24 protein-coding genes are annotated in these 24,698 nt (G+C 60.5%); 12 read left to right on the forward strand and 12 right to left on the reverse strand.

The annotated features are described in order from the left end of the window. Positions 1-278: 278 nt before the first annotated feature. Both KW839_RS23510 and KW839_RS23515 read left to right on the forward strand, forming a co-directional pair. Positions 279-1,613, forward strand: a complete 1,335-nt coding sequence (locus tag KW839_RS23510) for a dicarboxylate/amino acid:cation symporter (RefSeq protein ID WP_218425642.1) — start codon at positions 279-281, stop codon at positions 1,611-1,613. A gap of 143 nt (positions 1,614-1,756) precedes the next feature. Next, positions 1,757-2,938: a CaiB/BaiF CoA-transferase family protein gene (locus KW839_RS23515; protein ID WP_218425643.1), complete on the forward strand. Its 1,182-nt coding sequence runs from the start codon at positions 1,757-1,759 to the stop codon at positions 2,936-2,938. 138 nt (positions 2,939-3,076) lie between these two features. On the opposite strand, the gene KW839_RS23520 is transcribed toward KW839_RS23515, so the two are convergent. After that, positions 3,077-3,571, reverse strand: a complete 495-nt coding sequence (locus tag KW839_RS23520) for a SprT family zinc-dependent metalloprotease (RefSeq protein ID WP_060540769.1) — start codon at positions 3,569-3,571, stop codon at positions 3,077-3,079. Positions 3,572-3,730: 159 nt separating this feature from the next. Next, entirely contained in the window at positions 3,731-4,333 is a 603-nt protein-coding gene (locus KW839_RS23525; protein ID WP_060540768.1) for a Yip1 family protein, read from the reverse strand. 274 nt (positions 4,334-4,607) lie between these two features. On the opposite strand from KW839_RS23525, the gene ttcA reads away from it, so the two are divergent. Both ttcA and KW839_RS23535 read left to right on the forward strand, forming a co-directional pair. Further along, positions 4,608-5,432 carry a tRNA 2-thiocytidine(32) synthetase TtcA gene (ttcA, locus tag KW839_RS23530; protein ID WP_060540767.1) on the forward strand — a complete coding sequence of 275 codons (825 nt, stop codon included), beginning with the start codon at positions 4,608-4,610 and terminating at the stop codon, positions 5,430-5,432. Between the two features lie 131 nt (positions 5,433-5,563). Next, positions 5,564-6,238, forward strand: coding sequence for a DNA-3-methyladenine glycosylase I (locus KW839_RS23535; RefSeq protein ID WP_218425644.1), 675 nt, complete (start codon positions 5,564-5,566; stop codon positions 6,236-6,238). A gap of 82 nt (positions 6,239-6,320) precedes the next feature. Here KW839_RS23535 and KW839_RS23540 read toward each other — a convergent pair whose 3' ends face one another. From KW839_RS23540 to arsC, 3 genes are read right to left on the reverse strand one after another with little or no spacing between them, the layout of a single operon-like run. Beyond that, positions 6,321-6,746, reverse strand: a complete 426-nt coding sequence (locus KW839_RS23540; RefSeq protein WP_060540765.1) for a DUF2069 domain-containing protein — start codon at positions 6,744-6,746, stop codon at positions 6,321-6,323. Between the two features lies 1 nt (position 6,747). Then, positions 6,748-7,344, reverse strand: coding sequence for an NAD(P)H:quinone oxidoreductase (gene wrbA / locus KW839_RS23545; protein WP_060540764.1), 597 nt, complete (start codon positions 7,342-7,344; stop codon positions 6,748-6,750). Then, positions 7,341-7,694, reverse strand: a complete 354-nt coding sequence (gene arsC, locus KW839_RS23550) for an arsenate reductase (glutaredoxin) (RefSeq protein ID WP_218425645.1) — start codon at positions 7,692-7,694, stop codon at positions 7,341-7,343. The genes wrbA and arsC overlap by 4 nt, the downstream gene beginning before the upstream one ends. A gap of 114 nt (positions 7,695-7,808) precedes the next feature. Here arsC and KW839_RS23555 point away from each other — a divergent pair, with 114 nt between their 5' ends. Further along, the gene (locus KW839_RS23555; RefSeq protein WP_060540762.1) at positions 7,809-8,276 is read left to right on the forward strand and encodes a TlpA disulfide reductase family protein; all 468 of its coding nucleotides are present in this window, start codon (positions 7,809-7,811) and stop codon (positions 8,274-8,276) included. A gap of 188 nt (positions 8,277-8,464) precedes the next feature. Here KW839_RS23555 and KW839_RS23560 read toward each other — a convergent pair whose 3' ends face one another. The 4 genes from KW839_RS23560 to KW839_RS23575 form a co-directional block, all read right to left on the reverse strand. Beyond that, entirely contained in the window at positions 8,465-8,869 is a 405-nt protein-coding gene (locus KW839_RS23560) for an META domain-containing protein (protein WP_060540761.1), read from the reverse strand. Then, a complete protein-coding gene (locus KW839_RS23565; RefSeq protein ID WP_060540760.1) occupies positions 8,869-9,303 on the reverse strand; it encodes a hypothetical protein in 435 nt (144 codons plus the stop codon). Before KW839_RS23565 ends, KW839_RS23560 begins: the two co-directional genes overlap by 1 nt. A 77-nt stretch (positions 9,304-9,380) precedes the next feature. After that, on the reverse strand, positions 9,381-10,373 hold the full coding sequence (locus KW839_RS23570; RefSeq protein ID WP_060540759.1) for a 2-hydroxyacid dehydrogenase: 993 nt from the start codon (positions 10,371-10,373) through the stop codon (positions 9,381-9,383). A 185-nt stretch (positions 10,374-10,558) separates the two neighbouring features. After that, positions 10,559-13,312 (reverse strand): response regulator, encoded by a 2,754-nt coding sequence (locus KW839_RS23575; RefSeq protein ID WP_060540757.1) that lies wholly within the window; start codon positions 13,310-13,312, stop codon positions 10,559-10,561. Between the two features lie 215 nt (positions 13,313-13,527). On the opposite strand from KW839_RS23575, the gene KW839_RS23580 reads away from it, so the two are divergent. From KW839_RS23580 to KW839_RS23610, 7 genes are all read left to right on the forward strand, one after another. After that, positions 13,528-14,244, forward strand: a complete 717-nt coding sequence (locus KW839_RS23580) for a response regulator transcription factor (protein ID WP_218425646.1) — start codon at positions 13,528-13,530, stop codon at positions 14,242-14,244. Beyond that, entirely contained in the window at positions 14,234-15,655 is a 1,422-nt protein-coding gene (locus KW839_RS23585) for a sensor histidine kinase (RefSeq protein ID WP_218425647.1), read from the forward strand. Before KW839_RS23580 ends, KW839_RS23585 begins: the two co-directional genes overlap by 11 nt. A gap of 239 nt (positions 15,656-15,894) precedes the next feature. Then, positions 15,895-16,797: a cysteine synthase CysM gene (gene cysM / locus KW839_RS23590; protein ID WP_060540754.1), complete on the forward strand. Its 903-nt coding sequence runs from the start codon at positions 15,895-15,897 to the stop codon at positions 16,795-16,797. Beyond that, positions 16,797-18,149 carry a 23S rRNA (uracil(1939)-C(5))-methyltransferase RlmD gene (rlmD, locus tag KW839_RS23595; RefSeq protein WP_218425648.1) on the forward strand — a complete coding sequence of 451 codons (1,353 nt, stop codon included), beginning with the start codon at positions 16,797-16,799 and terminating at the stop codon, positions 18,147-18,149. Before cysM ends, rlmD begins: the two co-directional genes overlap by 1 nt. 120 nt (positions 18,150-18,269) lie before the next feature. Next, positions 18,270-20,513: a GTP diphosphokinase gene (relA, locus tag KW839_RS23600; protein WP_060540752.1), complete on the forward strand. Its 2,244-nt coding sequence runs from the start codon at positions 18,270-18,272 to the stop codon at positions 20,511-20,513. A 133-nt stretch (positions 20,514-20,646) separates the two neighbouring features. Then, positions 20,647-21,480, forward strand: coding sequence for a nucleoside triphosphate pyrophosphohydrolase (mazG, locus tag KW839_RS23605; protein WP_218425649.1), 834 nt, complete (start codon positions 20,647-20,649; stop codon positions 21,478-21,480). A 28-nt stretch (positions 21,481-21,508) separates the two neighbouring features. Beyond that, on the forward strand, positions 21,509-22,051 hold the full coding sequence (locus KW839_RS23610) for a DUF2058 domain-containing protein (protein WP_015096441.1): 543 nt from the start codon (positions 21,509-21,511) through the stop codon (positions 22,049-22,051). A gap of 135 nt (positions 22,052-22,186) precedes the next feature. Here the strand turns inward: KW839_RS23610 and KW839_RS23615 are convergent, their stop codons facing one another. From KW839_RS23615 to fabA, 3 genes are all read right to left on the reverse strand, one after another. Continuing rightward, positions 22,187-22,384 carry a hypothetical protein gene (locus tag KW839_RS23615; RefSeq protein ID WP_218425650.1) on the reverse strand — a complete coding sequence of 66 codons (198 nt, stop codon included), beginning with the start codon at positions 22,382-22,384 and terminating at the stop codon, positions 22,187-22,189. 390 nt (positions 22,385-22,774) lie between these two features. After that, positions 22,775-23,995 carry a beta-ketoacyl-ACP synthase I gene (gene fabB, locus KW839_RS23620; protein WP_007974551.1) on the reverse strand — a complete coding sequence of 407 codons (1,221 nt, stop codon included), beginning with the start codon at positions 23,993-23,995 and terminating at the stop codon, positions 22,775-22,777. An 11-nt stretch (positions 23,996-24,006) separates the two neighbouring features. Next, complete coding sequence (gene fabA, locus KW839_RS23625) at positions 24,007-24,522, reverse strand: 3-hydroxyacyl-[acyl-carrier-protein] dehydratase FabA (RefSeq protein ID WP_003179264.1); 516 nt, start codon at positions 24,520-24,522, stop codon at positions 24,007-24,009. Between the last annotated feature and the right edge of the window lie 176 nt (positions 24,523-24,698).

Raw genomic sequence — 24,698 nt, forward strand, 5'->3', positions numbered from 1 at the left:
CGGATATCCGCCAATTTGCAGGACCGGTTTTAGTGGAAGGGCGGATATCCGCCACCTGGATGTAACTGTCAGGCGACCTGGGAAACCCTGCAACCCTTGATGGCATGAGGCTGGCGGAGTTTTCGCATTAAGTGGCACGGGCCTTGCGATGCCATGAGCAGATGCCTGCCATGGTGCAGCTCGGAAAAACAAATCCCTCCAGTGCAGGAGGGTTCGCAATTGAGGTGTCACGTGCAACAGATGGATGTTGTCACCGGGCACCCTTGAGGAACTTTGCAATGACGACTCGTCAGCCACTGTACAAATCCCTGTATTTCCAGGTGATCGTTGCAATTGTCATCGGTATTTTGCTCGGTCACTTCTATCCACAGCTCGGTGTGGCCGTAAAGCCGCTGGGTGACGGGTTCATCAAGCTGATCAAGATGATCATCGCCCCGATCATCTTCTGTACCGTGGTCAGCGGTATTGCCGGCATGCAGAACATGAAGTCAGTGGGCAAGACTGGCGGGTATGCGTTGCTGTACTTCGAGATCGTGTCGACCATTGCCCTGCTGGTGGGGCTGGTTGTGGTCAACATCGTGCAACCGGGCAACGGCATGCATATCGACGTGACGACCCTGGACACCTCGAAAATCGCCAGCTACGTCGCAGCCAGTGCTGATCAAAGCGTTGTCGGCTTCCTCCTCAATGTGATCCCGAACACCATCGTCGGCGCATTCGCCACCGGTGACATCCTGCAAGTGTTGATGTTCTCGGTGATCTTCGGTTTCGCCCTGCATCGCCTGGGCGCCTACGGCAAGCCACTGCTGGACTTTATCGATCGCTTCGCCCACGTGATGTTCAACATCATCAACATGATCATGAAGCTCGCGCCACTGGGTGCCTTTGGTGCCATGGCGTTCACCATCGGTGCCTACGGCGTCGGCTCGCTGGTGCAACTGGGCCAGTTGATGATCTGCTTCTACATCACCTGCCTGTTGTTCATCCTGATCGTGCTGGGTTCGATTGCCCGTATGCACGGCTTCAGCGTGTTGAAGATGATCCGCTACATCCGTGAGGAACTGCTGATCGTACTGGGTACTTCCTCTTCGGAGTCGGTGCTGCCACGCATGCTGATCAAAATGGAACGCCTGGGCGCGCAGAAGTCCGTAGTTGGCCTGGTGATCCCGACTGGTTACTCGTTCAACCTCGACGGTACGGCGATCTACCTGACCATGGCTGCGGTGTTCATTGCCCAGGCAACCGACACCCAGATGGACCTCACCCACCAGATCACGCTGTTGGTGGTACTGCTGTTGTCCTCCAAAGGGGCTGCAGGCGTGACCGGTAGCGGTTTCATCGTCCTGGCTGCCACCCTGTCCGCCGTGGGCCACCTGCCGGTTGCCGGCCTGGCGCTGATCCTCGGTATCGACCGCTTCATGTCCGAAGCCCGGGCCCTGACCAACCTGGTGGGCAACGCGGTTGCGACCATCGTTGTGGCCAAATGGGTCAAGGAGCTGGATACCGACGTGCTGCAAGCGGAACTGGCTTCCGGCGGTCGCGGCATCGCCGACGAGCGTGAGCAAGACGACCTGGGTGTGGCCGAGGGCCCGACCCCGAGCAACGTCAAGTAAGACAGGCTGCAATGAAAAACCCGCTTCGGCGGGTTTTTTCATGAGCAGGATTTGAGCGTTACGGTCATTGCAACTGGCGCATAAGGTGATTGCCGCAACGCCTTCGGCTGCCTAGGCTGGGGCATCGTAAAGGGAGAATTCTCATGCTCGGTCCACTGGCGTCACTCAAGGTTCTGGATTTCTCGACATTGCTGCCGGGGCCGTTCGCCTCCTTGCTGCTGGCGGACATGGGCGCCGAGGTGTTGCGCATCGAATCGCCGACCCGCATGGACCTGCTGCGGGTCCTGCCGCCCCAGGATCACGGGGTGTCGGCCAGCCATGCCTATCTCAATCGCAACAAACGCAGCCTTGCCCTGGACCTCAAGCAGCCTGAGGCACTGGAGGTGATCAAGCAGTTGCTCGAAGACTACGACATCGTGCTCGAGCAGTTCCGCCCTGGCGTCATGGATCGATTGGGCCTGGGCTATGAAGTCCTGAAGGCGATCAATCCGAAGCTGATCTATGTGTCGATTACCGGTTACGGTCAGACCGGCCCCTATAAGGACCGCGCCGGCCATGACATCAATTATCTGGCGCTGGCCGGGCTGGCGAGCTACACCGGTCGTGCCGACGCGGGGCCGCTGCCATTGGGTATGCAGGTGGCGGATGTCGCCGGTGGGTCGCTGCACGGGGTTATCGGCCTGCTGGCGGCGGTCATCGCCCGGCAGCAAAGCGGTCTGGGGCAGCATCTGGATGTGAGCATGACCGACTGTGCGTTCAGCCTCAACGCCATGTCGGGTGCCGGGTATCTGGCCTGTGGCGTTGAGCCGGGGCCGGAGGAGCAGCTCCTCAATGGCGGCAGTTTCTACGACTACTACCGCTCCCGGGATGGGCGCTGGCTGTCGGTGGGTAGCCTGGAACCGGCATTCATGAAACCGTTGTGCGCGGCGCTGGGGCTGGAGGAACTGGCCAGTCTGGGTCTGTCAGCGCAACCGGCGCAGCAGAAAAAGCTCAAGGACGCGCTGAAGGTCGAGTTCGAAAAGCACGACTTCGCCGATTTATGCGCGTTGTTCGCCGAACTTGATGCCTGCGTCGAGCCGGTGTTGAGTCTGGGCGAGGCAGTGCTGCATCCGCAGTTGCAGGCGCGGGAACTGGTGACGCAAGTGCCGCGAGGTGATGGTTCGAGCCAGGCGCAGATGGCGTGTCCGTTGAAGTTTTCGCAAGGTTTGCCTGAGCCTCGGCATATTGGCGCGGCGCTGGGGCAACATACCGATCAGGTGTTGGGGGAGTTGGGGTTCAGTGCGCAGCGGATTGAGCAATTGCGGCGAGCCAAGGTAATTCTCTAGCGCCTGCTCTGGCCCCATCGCGAGCAGGCTCGCTCCCACACGGGTTCTGCGCCGTACACAAAATTTGCGTCTGATAGAAATCCAATGTGGGAGCGAGCCTGCTCGCGATGGGGCCCGACCAGACACCGCAAATCTGCTTTACTCAACCCGCATCTCCCCACTGAACACCAGCGTATTGCGACAGCGCCGGCACAAATACCGCCGCCCCTTTCTCACCAAACCATGGCGCTGGGCCGAGAAGGGAAAGTCGCTGTCGGCGCACGGGCACTTGTAGATATAGCGGGTCACGCTGCGGCGCTTGACGTCGTAGGTGTGGCAGCGATTGGGCGGCAGTTCATACACGCCGCGCATGATTAATTGCCACTCTTCGCCGTGGGGCTGGATGCGGTCGCCGAACAATTGATGGGCGATCAGGTGCGCGACTTCGTGGGCCACCGTCTGCTTGAGGAAGTCTTCGCTGTTTTCCCGGTACAGCTGTGGATTGAAGCGCAGCAGGTTTTCGTGCAGGTGGGCGACACCGGCTTTTTGCCCGCGCAACTTGAGGCTGACCACCGGGCGTTTGAACGATCGTTTGAAAAAGGATTCGGCTTGTTGGAAGCAGTCTTCGACGCGGGTATTGAGTTGCTCGGGCATGCTTGATGGATCTCCAGAGCAATCGAGTATGCCGCAACCTTGGGGTCTTGCGAATCGTCCGGGCGCCGAATGGTTATTCACCTTGCGATTAACCGGGGAACGAAAAGGCCGCCTTGCGGCGGCCTGTGTCGGCAGATCTGAGTTTTTTGTGGTGAGTTGCTAATTGGTATAGACCGGGCCCACGCCGAGTCCCCAGACAATCACGGTGAATGCCATGATGGCCACCAGCACCACCAGGCCAACGGCGAGCACCGAACTGGAAAACAGGAAGCCCTCGTCGGATGGAATGTTCATGAACGTTGGTAGCCCGACATAGAGCAGGTACACCGTGTAGCAGATGGCCGCGGTGCCGACGATCATCCCCAGCCACAGGTGCGGATACAGGGCCGCGAGGCCACCGATGAACAGAGGGGTCGCGGTATAGGTGGCAAAAGCAATGCAGCGTGCCAGGCTCGGATTGGCGTCATAGGTGCGAGCCATCCAGTGGATGAACGCGCCCATCACCGCGACTCCACCGATCATTGCCAGATACGACATGACCGTCATCCACAGCGCACTCTCCATGGTCAGCATCACCGGTGGCCGATTGCCGATCACCCAGCCGACCTGCGTGGTGCCGATAAAGGCCGACACTGCGGGAATCGCTGCCAGGATGAGGGTATGGGTCAAGTACATGTGGCTGATGCTTTCCTCCTGGTCGCCACGAATATCTTTCCATTCTTGGTCAGGGTGGGTGAAGAGCCCCACTACGTGATGGATCATGCCAGTCACTCCTCTTGTTTTTACCGTCGCCCCCCAGCGGAGCGCCTACGGGCCAAGGTGGCCAAGTAAGTTGCAGGTCTCGTGCGACCTTATGTCGCAGTATAGAAAGGAGTTCCCCCGAGGGCTTAGAGCAAATTGCGCTGTAAAGCCCCCAGGTAATCGCGGTTGTGTCTGTAGAGTCACCACAGGAGCCGGCTGTGTTCGGCAGCTCTGCACAGGTTCGGATTTTTGCGTAAAATGCCGGCCTTTCGTCACACCTCACGGATTTCGCGTCATGGGCACTCTTACGGTCAACCAGAACAAACTGCAAAAGCGCCTTCGCCGTCAGGCCGGTGAGGCTGTCGCCGATTTCAATATGATTGAAGACGGCGACAAGGTCATGGTCTGCCTGTCCGGAGGCAAGGACAGCTACACCATGCTCGATGTGCTGATGCACTTGCAGAAGGTCGCCCCGATCAAGTTCGAGATCGTGGCCGTGAACATGGACCAGAAGCAGCCAGGCTTCCCCGAGCATGTGCTGCCGGCCTACCTCAAGGAACTGGGCATCGAGTATCACATCGTCGAGAAAGACACCTACTCGGTGGTCAAGGAGCTGATCCCGGAAGGCAAGACCACCTGTTCGTTGTGCTCACGCCTGCGTCGCGGCACGCTCTACACTTTCGCCGACGAAATCGGTGCGACCAAGATGGCGCTCGGTCACCACCGTGATGACATCGTCGAAACCTTCTTCCTCAATATGTTCTTCAACGGTTCGCTCAAGGCCATGCCGCCAAAACTGCGCGCCGATGACGGTCGCAACGTGGTGATCCGCCCGCTGGCCTACTGCAACGAAAAAGATATCCAGGCCTATTCGGACCTCAAGCAGTTCCCGATCATCCCGTGCAACCTCTGTGGTTCCCAGGAAAACCTGCAGCGGCAGGTGGTCAAGGACATGCTGCAGGATTGGGAACGCAAGACCCCGGGTCGTACCGAGAGCATATTCCGCAGCCTGCAGAACGTGATCCCCTCGCAATTGGCGGACCGTAATCTGTTCGACTTCACCAGCCTCAAGATCGACGAAACGGCGGCCTCGCGGTTCGTCAATGTTGTAAACCTCTGATCTAACCTGTGGGAGCGGGCTTGCTCGCGAATGCGTAGTGTCTTCAACATATTTGTCGACTGACACTACGCATTCGCGAGCAAGCCCGCTCCCACAAGTTTTTTGCTTCGTTTCAACTTTCAGGAGAGGGCATGCGCGACTACAAGTGGCTGAATGAATACTGCTTGAACCGCTTCGGTTCGGCAGCAGAGCTGGAAGCCCATCTGCCCGTTCCCAAGACGCCCGTGCAATTGCGCAAGATCAGCGACGACCGTTACCTCTCGACCATGGCTTTGCGCGTTTTTCGGGCCGGGCTCAAGCACAGCCTGGTGGACGCCAAATGGCCGGCCTTTGAGGAAGTGTTTTTCCGCTTCGATCCGGAAAAGGTCGTGCTGATGAGCGCCGAGCACCTCGAACGCCTGATGCAGGACACGCGGATCATCCGCCATCTGGGCAAGCTCAAGAGCGTGCCGCGCAACGCGCAGTTCCTGCTGGACATTGCCCATGAAAAGGGCAGTTTTGGTGAGTTGATCGCTGAGTGGCCGGTGACCGATATTGTCGGGCTCTGGACCTTCCTGAAAAAACGCGGTCATCAGCTGGGCGGTCTGTCAGCTCCACGCTTCCTGCGCATGGTCGGCAAGGATACTTTTGTGCCGAGCTATGACGTGGTGGCGGCGTTGAATGCGCAGAAGATCATCGACAAGGTGCCGAGCAGCCTGCGCGACCTGGCGTTGGTGCAGGATGTGTTCAACCAGTGGCATGAGCAAAGTGGCGGCCGGCCGATGAGCCAGATTTCGATGATGCTGGCTTACACCGTTAATCATTGAGACCGGCCAATCGCCAGCAGGCTGGGATCTGCGGCATACACAGGTCCCCTGTGGGAGCCAGCCTGCTGGCGATTGCGTTGTGTCAGGCGACGGAAATTTCGCCCTCGCCAGCCAGCTTGCGGTTCAACTGATACCGCCAGCGCACATACATCAGTGCCGAGCAGAACACCGCCAGGCTCGCGCCCATCTCCAGCAAACCGAAGATCTGCCGGTTCGGATCGTAGGCGGCCAGTGCACCCTTGATGAAATACAGGTTCACCACAAAACACATCCACGAATGCCCCCGGGCACTGCCGACGATCATCCCCGGCGCCAACAGCAGCAGCGGCACCAGTTCGATCAGCAGGATCACCCAGGGGCGCGCGCCATGCAGATCGGCGACCAACAGGTAGTAAACGCAGAGCAGTCCCGCCAGGCCGAAAAAGCACAGCAGGCTGATGATGCGCATCGCCCGCACCCGGGGCTCCAGCCACTCGATGGCGGGCAGAATCTTCGGCTTTTTCGCCACCTCAGCTCTCCAGTTTCTGTGCAGTCTTCGCCAACCGCAGGCCCAGCGCCCGGCATAGCGCCACTTCATGTTCATTCAAACCGAGCTTGCCGTCCGCCCCGGCGTGATGACTGGCGCCATACGGCGTGCCGCCGCCACGGGTTTCCAGCAGCGCCGACTCGCTGTAGGGCAGGCCGGTGATCAGCATGCCGTGGTGCAGCAATGGCAGCATCATCGACAGCAGGGTGGTTTCCTGACCGCCGTGCAGGCTCGCCGTGGAGGTGAACACACCGGCGGGTTTGCCCACCAGCGCGCCAGTCAGCCACAGGTTGCTGGTGCCATCGAGGAAGTACTTGAGCGGCGCCGCCATGTTGCCGAAGCGGGTCGGGCTGCCAAGCGCCAGGCCGGCGCAGTTTTTCAGGTCGTCGAGGCTGGCGTACAGCGCGCCTTCATCCGGAATGTCCGGTGACACAGCTTCGCATTCGGTGGAAATCGCCGGCACCGTGCGCAACCGCGCTTCCAGCCCGGCCTGTTCGACGCCCCGGGCAATCTGCCGGGCCATTTCGTTGGTCGAGCCGTTGCGGCTGTAGTACAGAACCAGAATGTACGGCGCACTCATGGCAACAGTTCCAGGATCTGCTCCGGTGGACGGCCAATGACGGCTTTGTCGCCGACTTCAAGAATCGGACGTTCCATCAATTTCGGGTGGGCGGCGATGGCAGCGATCAATTGCGCTTCGCTCAGGCTGCTGTCGGCCAGGTTGAGGGCTTTGTACTCGTCTTCGCCGGTGCGCAGCAGTTGCCTGGCGCTCAGGCCGAGCTTGCCCAGCAGGCTGTGGATTTGTGCGTCGTTCAGCGGAGTTTCCAGGTAGCGCACCACGGTCGGAGTCAGGCCGCGGGCTTCGAGCAGTTCGAGCGCACCGCGCGATTTCGAGCAGCGCGGATTGTGATAAAGCGTCAGATCGGTCATGAGCGGGTCGCATCTTGCGTAAGGTGGCGGCTATTCTAACTGTGCAGCGCGCATTCCAGAACCTTGAGAGGCGATGGGTCGCAGGCGCATTCAATTTTTCACAAGGAATACGACATGACTAGGCGACTGGCAGCAGCATTGACGATCATCGGGACGTTGATGCTGGGGGGCTGCGGTAATGACTATGGCATCGACCAGAACGGTCAGAAAGTAGTCGCCGAGCGTCTGGACGACAAATGGCTGGTGCTCAATTACTGGGCCGAATGGTGTGGCCCGTGCCGAACCGAGATTCCTGAATTGAACACATTGGCCGAGCAGCTCAAGGACAAGAAGATCGGGGTATTCGGGGTCAATTTCGACAATGTGCAGGGCGAAGAGCTGAAAAGCGCGAGCGAGAAGCTCGGGATCAGGTTCACCGTGCTGGCCCAGGACCCTGCCGAACTGTTCGAATTGCCACGCAGCGAGGCGTTGCCGGTGACCTACATCATCGATGACAAGGGCAAGGTGCGTGAGCAGTTGATGGGTGAGCAGACGGCGGCGGGAGTGATGGCGAAGCTTGAGGCGTTGCAGGCGAAGAATTGACGGGGAAGTGTAAAGAGCCTCCCCTAACCCCAGCCCTCCCGAAACGTCGGACCGCCCGTGGGAGAGGGGGGGGCGTTCGAACCTGAGTTCGACCCGGTCGTTCAGGTCGATGTATAGCGAAAGAACGACTCCGTCGGTCCCCTCTCCCCCTGGGAGAGGGTTAGGGTGAGGGCCAGCGGTCTACCGGCTCAACCCTCTTCCAGCCACCACCTTAACGGCTTGCCTTCAGCCGGCCAGAAGCGCATCTGGTCGATCGACGAGACGTCCCAGCGCTGCACATTCTCCAGCGCTTGCAGGAAACGCTTCTCCTGTTCCATCAGCGCCGGCGCGCAGAGCTTGCGGGTGCTGCCGACTTTGCCGAAGCTCAGCTTGTTGCCTTCAAGGGTGTATGGGGCGAACCAGTGGTTGCAGCCGCCGTTACCGTAGGCCCGGCCGTCTGCACCGAGGGTGATGGTCAGGTGGCTGTAGTCCATCAACGGACGCTCACCGATCCACTCCAGGATGTAGCTGCGGTTCTGTTCGAGCTGCACCGGATCGGCGGCGCAGCCCAGCAGACTGGCGCCGACCATACCGGTCAGAGCGAGGTGTTTCATCACGCGGGCTCCTGGCATTTCGGGCACAGGTGTTTCTCGGCGACGCTGGTCCAGCCCAACTCGGCGATCCGCGCGGTGGCCGCAGGCTTTTCAGCCTTGTTGCCCAGTTTGGCGTCGACCGCAAACTCGAAGCTCAGCTCTTTGGCGCAGCTGTCGCAATTGACTTGCCAGGTGTGGATCGCCAGTTCACCGAACACCGGACCGCTGGCCACCGCGACCCATTGACCGGGCGGGTTGATCAAGTGGCGAACGGTTTCGACGGTCAGGCGCATGGACAGGTCCTTGGCACCTTTGAGGGTCACTACCAGCACGTCGTTGTTGCGAATCGAGCCGCCGTTGCCGGTGACTTGATAACGCCCCGGCACCAGAGCGCGGCATTCAGTGAGGGTGTGTTGCGGGTTCATCAGGCTGTAGCGGAAATCGTGTTCGACCATGGGTCCTCCAAATATGCGCGATATGCTAGCACGGGCTAACACGCGGTATCGCGCAGGAGGATGACCTTCGATCCGTTTCAGTCGTCTGGAACCTGATTTTGTGGCGTGCCCGCCGCCCAGGCCGCGATGTTCTGCAGGGTGGTATCTGCAATCGCTCCCAGTGCTTCACGGGTCAGAAATGCCTGGTGCGCCGTGACGATCACATTCGGGAAGGTCAGCAACCTTGCCAGCACATCGTCTTGCAGCGGCAGGTCGGAGCGGTCCTCGAAGAACAGTTGTGCCTCTTCCTCATAGACATCCAGCCCCAGATAACCCAGGCGACCGTCCTTCAAGGCATCGATCAGGGCCGGCGTGTCGACCAGGCCACCACGCCCGGTGTTGATCAGCATCGCTCCCGGTTGCATGTGGGCCAGTGACTGGCGGTTGATCAAGTGCTTGCTCTGCTCGTTGAGCGGACAGTGCAGGCTGATGATCTGCGACTCGGCCAGCAATTGCGGCAGGCTCAGGTACCGCGCGCCGAGGGCTTCGACCTGTGGGTTGGGGTACGGGTCGTAAGCGAGCAACTGGCAGCCGAAACCGTTCATGATTTTGGCGAAGGTCGCGCCGATCTGTCCGGTGCCGACCACGCCGACAGTCTTGCCCCGCAGATCGAAGCCGGTCAGCCCGTGCAGGCTGAAATCCCCTTCGCGGGTGCGATTGTAGGCGCGGTGCAGGCGGCGATTGAGCGCCAGGATCAGCGCTACCGCATGCTCGGCCACCGCGTGGGGCGAATAGGCAGGAACGCGCACGATGGTCAGCCCCAGGCGCTTTGCCGTCGGCAGGTCGACGTGGTTGAAACCGGCCGAGCGCAATGCAATCAGGCGGGTGCCACCGGCGGCCAGGCGTTCGAGCACGGCGGCACTCAGGTCATCGTTGATGAACGCGCAGACCACTTCATGACCCTGGGCCAGCGCTGCAGTGTCCAGACTCAGGCGTGCCGTCTGAAAATGCAGTTCGATGCCGGCCGGTAGCTGGGCACCGAGGAAGCTGTCCTGGTCGTAGGTCTGGCTGCTGAAAAGAATCGTACGCATGACTTCCTCCTTGTCCGGTTCCTGTAGGAGCGAGTTTGCTCCGGGCGGCGTTCCGACGATGGACGACAACGAAAGTGCGGGCATCCTGAATGCCCGCGGCGCCCTCAGGTTTTTCGCGAGCAGGCTCGCTCCTACAGGGTTTGCGTTGAGTTTACGCGGTTGCGTGGCAACGCCATTGCTGTGAATCAAGCATTCATGCGCGACTGGGCAGCCAGGCGATTGATTGCCCGGTCCAGCTCTTCCAGGGCAATGGCAGCTTTCGGGTCCTGTTGCTTGAGCAGGGTCTCGCTGCGCTGGCAGGCGGCGCGCAATTGCGGTACGCCGCAATAACGCGTCGCGCCATGCAGGCGATGCACCCGTTCGATCAGCGCGTTATGGTCGGCGGCGTGGCGAGCGCTACGTATGGCTTCGCGGTCGGCTTCCAGTGACGCCAGCAGCATTGCCAGCATGTCCGCCGCCAGATCCGCCTTGCCGGCGGCCAGGCGCAAACCTTCTTCGTGATCGAGCACCAGCAGGTCATGGGTTCCACCATGGCTATCACTGGCGCGATCCAGGCGGTGATCGCGCAGCGCCAGGCCACTCCACTTCAACACGACCTGAGCCAATTGCCGTTCGCTGATCGGTTTGGTCAGGTAGTCGTCCATGCCGCTTTGCAGCAGCGCGCGTTTTTCGTTGGCCATGGCGTGGGCGGTGAGGGCGATGATCGGTAGCGGTGTGCAGTGCCGTTCACTCTCCCATAGACGGATCGCCTCGGTGCTCTGGCGTCCGTCCATGCCCGGCATCTGTACGTCCATCAGCACCAGGTCGAATGTCTCGTGCTGAACCGCCTTGATCGCAGCGTAACCGCTGTCCACGGCGAGCACCTTGGCCCCCATGTCTTCGAGCAGGGTCTGCACCAACAGCAGGTTGGCCGGGTTGTCGTCGACGCACAGCACCTTCGGCGCACGGCTGGACAGCGGTTCGCCAGGCTCGCTGCGCGGGGGGCGCGGGCTGACCAGATCGGACAGGGCCCGGCGCAGTTTGCGGGTGCAGGCCGGTTTGGCCTGTAGCTGGCTGTGCGGGTTGGGCACCGAGAGATGGAATAGCGTCTGTTCAGTGGTCGGGCACAGTACCAGCACTTTGCAGCCGAGGTGTTCGAGGTCCCAGATATGCTGGTTGAGGCGCTCCGGCGGCATATCGTTGCTGGTAATTCCCAGCACCGCCAGATCGATGGCCTGATCGGTCTGATGGGCGCTGGTAACCCCGTTGGTCAGACTTTCCAGGGTATTGAACGGGATGACCGAGAGGCCGCAGTCTTCCAGTTGATGCTGCAACGCCTGCCTGGCCAGTTCGTGGTTTTCCAGCACCGCCACGCGGCGGCCGAACAGCGGCGCTGCGGGCAGGTCTTCGGCATCGTCACGGGTTTTGGGCAGGCTCAGGCTGATCCAGAATTCCGAACCTTCGCCCGGCGTGCTGTCTACGCCGATTTCGCCGCCCATCTGTTCGATAAGACGCTTGGAAATCACCAGCCCCAGGCCGGTACCGCCAGGTTGGCGCGACAGTGAATTGTCCGCCTGGCTGAAGGCCTGGAACAGGGCGCGCACGTCCTGGCTCGACAGGCCGATGCCGGTGTCTTGAATGCTGATGCGCAGTTGCACGGTGTCGTCGTGATCTTCTTCGAGCATGGCACGGGCGACGATGGTGCCTTCACGGGTGAACTTGATCGCGTTGCTCACAAGGTTGGTGAGAATCTGCTTGAGCCGCAGCGGATCGCCCACCAGGGACAGCGGTGTGTCGCGATAAACCAGGCTCACCAGCTCCAGCTGCTTGGCGTGGGCGGCGGGGGCGAGGATGGTCAGCGTGTCCTGTATCAAGTCGCGCAGGTTGAACGGAATATGGTCCAGGACCAGCTTGCCGGCCTCGATCTTCGAGAAGTCGAGGATCTCGTTGATGATCCCCAGCAGGCTGTCGGCGGATTTTTCGATGGTGCCCAGATAGTCCAGCTGACGCGGTGTCAGTTCGCTTTTCTGCAGCAGGTGGGTGAAGCCGAGGATGCCGTTGAGTGGTGTGCGGATTTCATGGCTCATGTTGGCGAGGAATTCGGACTTGATCCGGCTCGCTTCCAGGGCTTCCTTGCGCGCCAGGTCCAGTTCGATGTTCTGGATCTCGATGGTTTCCAGGTTCTGGCGCACGTCTTCGGTGGCCTGGTCGATGCTGTGCTGCAATTCTTCCTGGGCGTTTTGCAGGGTGCCGGCCATGCGGTTGATGCCGGAGGCCAGCTCGTCCAGTTCCTGGCTGCCCAGGGGTGGCAGGCGGGTTTCCAGATGCCCGTCCTTGAGCTGGGCCACCGCTTGCTTGATCTGGCCCAACGGGCGATTGATCGTGCGGCCCATGCGTAACGCCAGCAGCGCCGCGCCCAGCAGCCCGATACCGATCAGCAGCAGGCTGGCGAACAGGCTGCGGTAACCGCGTAACAGCATGCCGTTGTGCGACAGTTCGATTTCCACCCAGCCCAGCAGGCGTTCCGCTTCTTCGGGGATCACGTCGCCCGCCAGATTGCGGTGTTTGCCGAACACGGGAAGCAGGTAACGTGTCGCATCGTTGCCGCTGCGGCGCAGCATCTGCGTGCCGTCGCCCGAAGGCGCCGCATTGAGCATCGTCGGGCCGGCATGGGCCAGGAGAGTGCGGTCGGGCGCCAGGAAGGTGACTGCGCGCACATCCGGATGCTCCAGGGCCTGAGTGGCGATACGTTCGAGCAACTCATTGTCCTGGTGGCCCATGGCCGGGGCCACCAACGGGGCGAGTTGCTCGGTGAGCATTTCACCGTGCTTCAGCAGTTGGGTTTGCAGGTCCGATTGCTGCATCCAGGTAAAATAGCCGCCCAGGACCAATGCCATCAGGCTGGTCGGCAGCAAGGTCAGCATCAACACGCGGCCTTTGATTCCCAGTTTCTTGTGCACGCCTCTCTCCTGCATCCGGCTATTCATAGACCTGCACATGCGTCCGGCATGCACCACTTGCGCAGTGTAGCGATTTGCATGCGGGCGATCCTGGCAAAATTAATGTTGTCACGGGTAACGCTGGACCGCTCTTTTGCCATACCGGCAAACCTTGGGTTGCTCCTGGCGAAGCAATCTTGAATAATTGCATAACTGAGAATTATTAGCAGATAGTCATGAATCCCATTGCTGCCGGCCATCCTCGAATCCTGTCCATCGAAGACGACCTCGTGCTGGGCGCCTATGTTCACGAGCATCTGGACCGCAGCGGTTTCCAGGTGACCTGGTGCCAGAACGGCCAGGAAGGCCTGGCCTTGGCCCGCGAGCAATCGTTCGATGTTGTGTTGATGGATATCCTGTTGCCGGGCATGGACGGCCTGGCGGTGCTGACTCAATTGCGCCAGAGCCATTCCACCCCGGTTTTGCTGATGTCCGCCCTTGGCGCCGAGGCGGATCGCATCAGCGGTTTTCGCCTCGGCGCCGATGACTACCTGCCCAAACCCTTCAGCATGGCGGAGTTGCGAGTTCGTATCGAGGCGATTCTGCGACGGGTGGCGCTCGATCGGCGGCCGGCGCCGGCAGTGCCAGCACCCTCGACGGACAGTCTGCGATTCGATGATGAGTGTGGCGAGGTTTTCTACGGCGAGCAGGCGGTTGGCCTGACGCGCAGCGAGTATCGGCTGCTGGAAACACTCAAGCGCGCCGATGAGGTGCTGAGCAAGGCCTTTCTTTACCAGCATGTGCTCAAACGCGGTTATGCAGCGCATGATCGTAGCCTGGACATGCATATCAGCCAGATCCGCCGCAAGCTCAAGGCCGTCGGCTACACCGAGCGCGAAGTGCTTACGGTCTGGGGCAAGGGTTACATCCTGAGCGCAGCCAATGAGTTGTAATCTGCCGGGCCGGCATTCACTGTTCTGGAAGCTGGCCTGCCTGCTGGTGGCGTTCTGTCTGCTGATGATCTGGCTCAGTTGGTCCTGGGGGCGCTACATGGAACAGCGCAACCAGTTTCTGTCGGATGGCGCCCGGGGCACACTGACGCGTTATGCCGCCGAGGCCGAGCAGGCGTGGCGGCAAGGCCAGGAGTCAGGCGTCGATAGTTGGTTGCAGGCGACGCGTGAGCGCGAAGCAGTCTGGGTAGGCGTGATCGACGGGAACTTGCAGTCGTTGAGCAGTCAGCCGCTGACAGACGATGAGATCCGCCACCTGACCTTCCTGCGCGGCCTCGACTGGCCAATCCACAAGAAAGGCCAGCCCTGGATGCGCGTGCCGTTTCCCGGTGACCCCTCCGACGGCAGCCTGGTCATCGAGTTGCCCCAGCGCTTCGTGCCCGGGCAGTACCGGGTGTTCTGGCGCGTGATCACCAATGGTGTCATACCAGGGCTGTTTACCTTGCTGCTGTGCGTCGGGCTGTACCGCCTTCTGGTGGTGCCGCTCAATCACCTGCGTGAACAGGCCAATGCCTGGCGCGCCGATCAATTGAATGTGCGGCTGTCGAGCAGCACTACCAGGCGTTCCGATGAGCTGGGCGAACTGGGCCGGGCGTTCGATCACATGTCCGAACGTTTGCAGAATACCGTGGCGTTACAGCAGCAGTTGCTGCGCGACCTTTCCCACGAATTGCGTACGCCGCTGAGCCGCCTGCGGGTGGCCAGCGAAAGCGAGCAGGGGCTGGAGCAACTACGCGAGCGCATCGGTCGTGAAGTCGATGGCATGCAACGCCTGGTGGAGGACACTCTGCAACTGGCCTGGCTCGACACCGAACGCAAACGATTACCCGACGAGGCGATCCAGATCCAGGCCTTGTGGGAGATGCTCACGGAAAACGCCTGCTATGAATGCGGCTGGCCTTCTGCCCAGTTGCAATGCACGGTGGATGCGTCCTGCTGGGTTCGCGGGAATCTCAATACCCTGGCCCAGGCACTGGAGAACATCCTGCGTAACGCCATTCGACATTCACCTGATGGCGGCATCGTTCACCTCGGTGGGCGGCGTGAGGGCACGTTCTGGCATTTATGGCTGGAGGACCAGGGCGGTGGCGTGGCTGAAGCTGATCTGGAGCGCATCTTTCTACCTTTTACCCGACTCGACGGTTCGCGCCCGGGGGATGGTGGATTCGGCCTGGGCTTGAGCATTGCGAGGAATGCGGTGCGGCGGCAGGGTGGCCGGCTTTGGGCGCAGAACACGGGAGCCGGGTTGCGCCTGAATATGTGTCTGCCGGCGGATTTCGATAGTGCAGGTGACGACGCCTTCGCGAGCAAGCCCGCTCCCACGCTGACCGTGTTCCAGTCGTCGAATGTGTGAGCAACCTGGTCCCGCTGTGGGAGCGGCGGTGCGGCAAGCCGGCTTGCCCGCGAAGCGGCCCTTGCTCCCATCACAATACTCCCCTGTTTTCTTGCCCCCAGAGCCACCTCCAATGTCGCTTGCCGCTCCAGGCTTGCTGCTTATTCCCATAAACCATAAGCACCGCACTTTGCGTGATATGGCCTGCGAACGTTTGCCGGTATGATAGTCGCCCCCGCAGTCTGGATTGCGAATACGCCATGACCTTGCAGTACCCAACCATCGCCGATTGCGTCGGCAACACTCCGCTGGTCCGTTTGCAGCGCCTGCCCGGCGCCACCAGCAACACCCTTTTGCTCAAGCTCGAAGGGAACAACCCGGCGGGTTCGGTCAAGGACCGTCCGGCGCTGTCGATGATCACCCGTGCCGAGTTGCGCGGGCAGATCCACGCCGGCGATACGCTGATCGAAGCGACTTCCGGTAACACCGGGATCGCCCTGGCCATGGCCGCCGCGATCAAGGGTTATAAAATGATCCTGATCATGCCGGACAACTCCAGCGCCGAACGCAAGGCAGCCATGACCGCGTATGGCGCCGAGCTGATCCTGGTCACTCAGGAAGAAGGCATGGAAGGCGCCCGCGACCTCGCTCAGCGAATGGAAGCCGAAGGCCGTGGCAAGGTGCTGGATCAGTTCGCCAATGGTGACAACCCCGAGGCGCACTACACCACCACCGGCCCGGAAATCTGGCGCCAGACCGAGGGCACCATCACCCATTTCGTCAGCTCCATGGGTACTACCGGTACCATCATGGGCGTCTCGCGCTACTTGAAAGAGCAGAGCGAGAGCGTGCAGATCATCGGCCTGCAACCGATGGAAGGCTCGGCGATTCCGGGCATTCGTCGCTGGCCCGAAGAATACCTGCCGAAAATCTACCAGGCCGACCGCGTCGATCGCATCGTCGACATGGCGCAAAGCGAAGCCGAAGACGTGACCCGTCGTCTGGCCCGCGAAGAAGGCATCTTCTGTGGTGTGTCCTCGGGCGGTGCCGTGGCAGCGATGCTGCGCCTGTCCAGAGAAGTTGAAAACGCGGTGATCGTCGCGATCATCTGCGACCGTGGCGACCGATACCTGTCGACCGGCATTTTCGACGCGCCCAACTGATGGCCAAACATGAAAGAGGTCTGCGCTTCCAGCCCACCGGCGGCAGCAAGGCCCCGCAAGTCCCGACCGGCAAAAAGCAGCGCCTGAGCATCGAGCGCCTGGCCAATGACGGTCGCGGTATCGCGTTTTTCGAAGGCCGCACCTGGTTCGTCATCGGCGCATTGGCCGGTGAGGAGATCGAGGCACGCGTGCTCGGTGCCCACGGCAAAGTGGTTGAAGCGCGCACCGAGCGGGTGTTCAAGGCCAGCGAATTGCGCCGCCCGGCGCCGTGCGCCCATGCCGGTCGTTGCGGCGGTTGCAGCGTGCAGCATCTGCCGCATAACGAACAACTCGCCCTGAAACAGCGCATGCTCGCCGAGCAGTTGTCCAAGGTCGCCGGTGTCGAGCCCGAAGAGTGGGCTGCGCCATTGAGTGGTCCGGAGTTCGGCTACCGTCGTCGCGCCCGTGTCGCCGTGCGCTGGGACATGAAGGCAAAGAAACTCGAAGTCGGTTTCCGCGCCGCCGGCAGCCAGGACATTGTTGGTATCAATGAATGTCCGGTGCTGGTACAGCCTTTGCAACCGATCATGACCCGCTTGCCGGAAATGTTGCGGCGACTGAGCAAACCTCAGGCACTCGGGCATGTGGAGTTGTTCAGCGGTTCCTCGCTGGCGGTGTTGCTGCGGCACATGGCGCCGCTGTCTGAAGCCGACCTGACGATCCTCAAGGATTTCTGCGCGTTCCATGAAGCCCAGTTGTGGCTGCACGGCGACGGTGAGCCGCAGCCGGTCGAGGCCGGTCAATCGCTGGGTTATCGTCTGGAGCAGTGGGACCTGGAACTGGCGTATCGCCCGGGGGATTTCATCCAGGTCAATGCCGGCGTCAACGAAGCGATGGTTGCCCAGGCGCTGGACTGGTTGAAGCCGGCGGCGGATGAACGGGTACTGGATCTGTTCTGCGGGCTGGGCAACTTTGCCTTGCCGCTGGCCCAGGCTGCTCGTGAAGTGGTGGCGGTCGAAGGTGTGCAGGTGATGGTCGACCGCGCAGCGGCAAACGCCGCCAGCAACAATCTGCATAACGCGAAGTTTTTTCAGGCCGATTTATCCCAGCCTTTGGCTGACGCCGAATGGGCCGCCGAAGGCTTTTGTGCGGTACTCTTGGACCCACCGCGTGACGGTGCTTTCGAGGCTGTGCGCAAGCTCAAGACCCTGGGCGCCGAACGGTTGGTGTATGTGTCGTGCAACCCTGCAACTCTGGCGCGCGACACGGTCGAATTGATCAAGCAGGGCTACCGGTTAAAACGTGCCGGGATTCTCGATATGTTTCCTCAAACGGCACATGTCGAGGCCATGGCGTTATTTGAAGCGAGCTAGGATGCTCGTCTGGTCCGACTGGCCCGTCCGTGCAGCCGCACTCCAGCCCGGCGTGGCGCACGGGCACCGAAGGTCAGCGATTTGACGCATTGAATCTGCGTCGTAGGGAAGGTAAGCAAGATGGTACAGGTGAGAGCACACCAGCCGATCAACACCGACGGCAGTATCAATCTCGAGGCTTGGCTCGATCATGCGGTCAGTGTCGATCTGGCACTGGATCGCGAAGCCTTGAAGGAAGCCTGCGAGTACGCTCGCGAGGCCGAACAACAAGCCAATGCGGCACAGAATCTGTGGTCGGAAGGCAACTCGACTTTCCGCACCGGCCTTGAGATCGCCGAGATCCTCGCCGACCTCAAGCTCGATCAGGACTCACTGGTCGCCGCGATCCTGTATCGGTGCGTGCGCGAAGACCAGATCAAGCTGCCGGCCGTCAGCCAACGCTTCGGCCCGGTGGTCGCCAAGCTGATCGACGGCGTGTTGCGCATGGCTGCGATCAGCGACAGTCTGAGCCCGCGCAAATCCCTGGTGCTGGGCACACAGGGCCAAGTGGAAAACCTGCGCAAAATGCTGGTGGCCATGGTCGACGACGTGCGCGTTGCCCTGATCAAACTGGCCGAGCGAACCTGCGCGATCCGCGCGGTGAAAACCGCCGACGATGAAAAGCGCAACCGCGTGGCCCGTGAAGTTTTCGACATCTACGCGCCGCTGGCCCATCGCCTGGGTATCGGTCATATCAAGTGGGAGCTGGAAGACCTGTCTTTCCGTTACCTGGAGCCGGACCAGTACAAGCAGATCGCCAAGTTGCTCCACGAGCGGCGACTGGATCGCGAGCGCTTCATCAGCGACGTGATGAGCCAGCTGAAAAACGAACTGCACGCCACCGGCGTTGATGCGGACATCAGCGGCCGGGCCAAACACATCTATTCGATCTGGCGCAAAATGCAGCGCAAGGGTCTGGAGTTCAGCCAGATCTACGACGTGCGCGCCGTTCGCGTGCTGGTGCCGGAAATGCGCGACTGCTACACCGCGCTCGGTATCGTCCACACCCTGTGGCGGCACATCCCGAAAGAGTTCGACGACTACATCGCCAACCCCAAGGAAAACGGCTATCGCTCGCTGCACACCGCGGTGATCGGGCCCGAGGGCAAAGTGCTGGAAGTGCAGATCCGCACCCACGCCATGCACGAGGAAGCCGAACTCGGTGTGTGCGCGCACTGGCGCTACAAGGGCACCGACGTCAAGTCTGGCTCCAATCACTACGAAGAGAAAATCTCCTGGCTGCGTCAGGTGCTCGAGTGGCATGAGGAGCTGGGCGACATCGGTGGCCTGGCGGAACAGCTGCGGGTCGATATCGAGCCTGACCGGGTGTACATCTTTACCCCGGACGGTCACGCCATCGACTTGCCGAAGGGTGCCACACCGCTGGACTTCGCCTACCGCGTACACACCGAAATCGGTCACAACTGCCGTGGTGCGAAGATCAACGGGCGCATCGTGCCGCTCAACTACAGCCTGCAAACCGGTGAGCAGGTCGAGATCATCACCAGCAAGCACGGCACTCCGAGCCGTGACTGGCTGAACCCGAACCTGGGTTATGTCACGACCTCCAGGGCGCGGGCGAAGATCGTTCACTGGTTCAAGCTGCAGGCCCGCGACCAGAACGTCGCGGCCGGTAAAACCTTGCTGGAGCGAGAACTCAATCGCCTCGGTCTGCCGGCGGTGGATTTCGACAAGCTGGCTGACAAAGCCAACATGAAAACCGCCGAAGACCTGTTTGCCGCCCTCGGTGCCGGTGATTTGCGCCTGGCGCAACTGGTCAATCTGGCACAGCAACTGGTCGAGCCGGAGCGCGGAAACGAGCAACTGGAACTGATTCCACGCAAAGCTACCGGCTACAAGCCGGGCAAGCGCGGCGACATCCAGATCCAGGGTGTTGGCAACCTGATGACCCAGATGGCCGGCTGCTGCCAGCCGTTGCCGGGTGATGCGATCGTCGGTTACATCACCCAGGGTCGAGGCGTGAGCATTCACCGTCAGGACTGTGCTTCGGTGCTGCAACTGTCGGGTCGCGAACCGGAGCGAATCATCCAGGTCAGTTGGGGGCCGGTACCGGTGCTCACCTATCCGGTGGACATCGTTATCCGCGCCTACGACCGTTCGGGGTTGCTGCGTGACGTCTCGCAAGTGCTGCTCAACGAGCGGATCAACGTGCTAGCGGTCAATACCCGCTCGAACAAGGAGGACAACACCGCGCTGATGTCCCTGACCATCGAGATTCCGGGGCTGGATGCACTGGGGCGGTTGCTGGGGCGGATTTCCCAGTTGCCGAACATCATCGAAACCCGGCGTAACCGAACCCCCTGAAGAACGACGCCAATCAACTGTGGGAGCGGGCTTGCTCGCGAAGAGGGCGTGTCAGTCGGAATGTGCACTGAATGACACACCGCATTCGCGAGCAAGCCCGCTCCCACATTGGTTTTGTGTAGAGACATGACAGATGTATTCACTCGAAGACCTGCTGCACCTGATGAACCGCCTGCGTGACCCGCAGTACGGTTGCCCGTGGGACATCAAGCAAACCTACGCCACCATCGTCCCGCACACCCTCGAAGAAGCCTATGAAGTGGCCGATGCCATCGAGCGCGGTGATTTCGATCACTTGCAGGGCGAGTTGGGCGATCTGTTGTTTCAGGTCGTCTATTACAGTCAATTGGCTCGGGAAGAAGGGCGCTTCGAGTTTTCCGGCGTGATCGACAGCATCACCCGCAAGCTGATCCGCCGTCATCCGCACGTATTTCCCACCGGTGATCTGTATGCGCCGCTGGATGTGCCGCGCCTGAATGAAGAGCAGGTCAAGCAGCGCTGGGAGGAGATCAAGGCCGAGGAACGCGCCGAGAAATCCATCGCACCGCAGCAACTGTCTTTGCTCGATGATGTGCCTGCCGCGTTGCCGGCGCTGTCGCGTTCGGCCAAGCTGCAGAAGCGCGCAGGGCAGGTCGGTTTCGACTGGCCCGATGCGCTTGCGGTGCTGGACAAGGTGCGTGAAGAGCTCGATGAAGTGCTCGAAGCCATGTCCGAAAACGATCCGCAAGCTGTGGCCGAGGAGATCGGTGACCTGCTGTTTTCCGTGGTCAATCTGGCGCGGCATCTCAAGGTCGACCCGGAAACCGCATTGCGGGGCGCCAACGGCAAGTTCGAAAGGCGCTTCCGTTTTATCGAACAGGCATTGCGCGATACCCTGCGTCCCATACAAGATTGCACCCTCGAAGAGTTGGACGCCCTGTGGGGCGAGGCCAAACGACAGGAAAAGAATTTGCCCAGCTGCGGTTGAGCAGTTGCCTAAGTGAGTAATAAGCACCATGAGCATTTCCCTTCGCGACCAGTTGCTCAAAGCAGGGCTGGTCAACCAGAAGCAGGCCAAGCAGGTCAGCAAAGACAAACAGAAACAACAGCGTCTGGCTCACAAAGGCCAGATCGAACTCGATGACTCCCAGCAGCGTGCTGCACAGGAAGCCATGGCCGAGAAGGTCAAACGCGACCAGGAGCTCAACCGCCAGCAGCAGGAGAAAGCCGAGGCGAAAGCCCGCGCCGCTCAGGTCAAGCAACTGATCGAAGTCTCGCGCCTGCCGAAACTGACGACCGAGGACTACTACAACTTCGTCGACGACAAGAAGGTCAAGCGTATTTGCGTCAATACGCTGATGCGCAACAAGCTCAGCAGCGGCTCGCTGGCCATCGTGCATCATGCCGGGGGCTATGAAGTGATTCCCCGTGAAGCTGCGCTGAAGATCCAGGAGCGCGACCCGCAGCGTATCGTGCAGCTGAATGTGCAGACCGAAGAAGTCATCGCCGAGGACGATCCGTACGCGGCGTACAAGATTCCGGATGATCTGATGTGGTAAGCGGCCAATGACAACACCCCCATTGTAGGAGCGAGCCTGCTCGCGATGGACTCAAGAGCACCGCGGGGAATCAGACTTCCCGCGTTATCGTTAGCGACCATCGCGAGCCTGCTCGCTCCTACAGGGGGGCGTTTTTTATGCAGGTTGTGCCGATTGCAGCTCGCGTTGCCACTCCTGTACTTCCAGTTCGGCCTTGTAATTGTGGGCGTCGATCTCGTTGTGGAACATCCCCACCAACAAATCCTGTTGATGCACATCCCAAATCCGTACCCCGGCGGCTACGCCTTCATGGGACATGTGTGAATCGTCGCGTTCAGTCACTTTTACAGTCATCTGCTAGCTCCAATCTCTGATATCTGCAGCAAGGCGTGTGCAGGACTCAGTTATAGAGTTTGTTAGCTTGCTAAGTAAACCTTCGCTTTGTGCAATGTATTTTTGCGAAAACCGCAACAGTGCTGCAGCCCGCTAAATCCGCGACATTCGGTCACAGGGCGATTGGTTGCATGACAGAAGTTTCATTTTCAGCACGCCACAGACCCTTGTAGGAGTGAGCCTGCTCGCGATGACGGAGTGTCAGACACCGATGATGGTGGCTGATCCACCGCTATCGCGAGCAGGCTCACTCCTACAGGGGGTTTGTGTTGGGGCATGATGTTTTCGCAGACCAAAAAAAACGCCCCGAACCAGTCGGGGCGTTTTCATGTGCGGCTCAGCGGCTGGGAATTACTTGCCTTCCCAGCGCTTCAGTACCAGCGTGGCATTGGTGCCACCGAAACCGAAGCTGTTGCTCATCACTGTGTTGATGGTGGCGTTTTCGCGGGTCTTGGTCAGCACCGGCAGGTCAGCCACTTCCGGATCCAGCTCGTCGATGTTGGCGGAGCCGGCAATGAAGTTGCCTTCCATCATCAGCATGCAGTAGATCGCTTCGTGAACGCCGGCGGCGCCCAGGGAGTGACCCGACAGGCTCTTGGTCGAGCTGATGGCTGGAGCCTTGTCGCCGAACACTTCACGCACACCTTTCATTTCCGCAACGTCGCCGACCGGAGTCGAGGTGCCGTGGGTATTGAGGTAGTCGATCGGGGTGTCAACGGTGGACAGCGCCTGCTGCATGCAGCGGATCGCGCCTTCGCCACTTGGGGCAACCATGTCGTAGCCGTCGGAAGTCGCGCCGTAGCCAACGATTTCGGCGTAGATCTTCGCGCCGCGAGCCAGAGCGTGTTCCAGCTCCTCAACCACAACCATGCCGCCACCGCCGGCGATGACGAAGCCGTCACGGTCGGCATCGTAGGCGCGGGAAGCTTTTTCCGGCGTGTCGTTGCGCTTGCTGGACAGGGCGCCCATGGCGTCGAACAGGAACGACTGGCTCCAATGCTCTTCTTCACCGCCACCGGCGAAGACGATGTCCTGCTTGCCCATCTGGATCTGTTCCATGGCGGTACCGATGCAGTGAGCACTGGTGGCGCAGGCAGAAGCGATGGAGTAGTTCAGGCCCTTGATCTTGAACGGCGTGGCCAGGCACGCGGAAACGGTGCTGCTCATGGTCCGCGTTACACGGTATGGGCCGACGCGCTTGACGCCTTTCTCACGCAGGATGTCCAGCGCTTCCATCTGGTTGAGGGTCGATGCGCCACCGGAACCGGCGATCAGGCCGGTGCGCGGGTTGGACACCTGCTCTTCGGTCAGGCCGGAGTCGGTGATGGCGTCTTTCATGGCCAGGTAGGCATAAGCTGCCGCGTGGCCGACGAAGCGATAGATCTTGCGATCGATCAGCTCTTCAAGGTTGAGGTCAATGGAGCCGGAAACCTGGCTACGCAGACCCATTTCGGCATATTCCGGGTTGAACCGGATGCCAGGGCGGCTTGCACGCAGGTTAGCGGAGACGGTCTCTTTGTCATTGCCCAGGCACGAAACAATGCCCAGACCAGTGATAACGACGCGGCGCATGCGAATAACCCTTAGAAGTTGTCAGTGGAGGTGAATACGCCGACCCGGAGGCCTTCGGCGGTGTAGATTTCGCGACCGTCGACGGTAACCGAACCATCGGCGATGGCCAGGTTCAGCTTGCCCTTGAGGACGCGCTTGATATGAATGTTATAGGTGACTTTCTTGGCGGTTGGCAGGACCTGGCCGAAGAATTTCACTTCGCCCGAACCCAGCGCACGACCACGGCCCGGCAGACCTTGCCAGCCGAGGAAGAAGCCGACCAGTTGCCACATGGCATCGAGGCCCAGGCAGCCTGGCATCACCGGGTCACCTTCGAAGTGGCAGGCGAAGAACCACAGGTCCGGGGTGATATCCAGCTCGGCGACCAATTCACCTTTGCCGTACTTGCCACCTTCTTCGCTGATCAGGGTGATGCGATCGACCATCAGCATGTTCGGGGCGGGCAGTTGCGCGTTACCAGGGCCGAACAGCTCACCGCGACTGCAGCGCAGCAGGTCTTCCCGGGTAAAGGCGTTTTGTTTGGTCATGCGAGCTCCTCAATAATCCCATGCGGCAGGTGGGGCAGATCTTCCCGGCCGATCGACGCGTTCATGCCTCGAATCGGCAGCCTACTCATAGACTATTGCGTTGTGGTGAAAGTCACAGTACCAAGGACATGAATGTACACTTGTGCACTGAAATTATTATTCAAGCCCATTTTCGG

The organism is Pseudomonas sp. PDM31 (assembly GCF_019218965.1).
In the GTDB taxonomy this organism is placed as follows: Bacteria; Pseudomonadota; Gammaproteobacteria; order Pseudomonadales; family Pseudomonadaceae; genus Aquipseudomonas.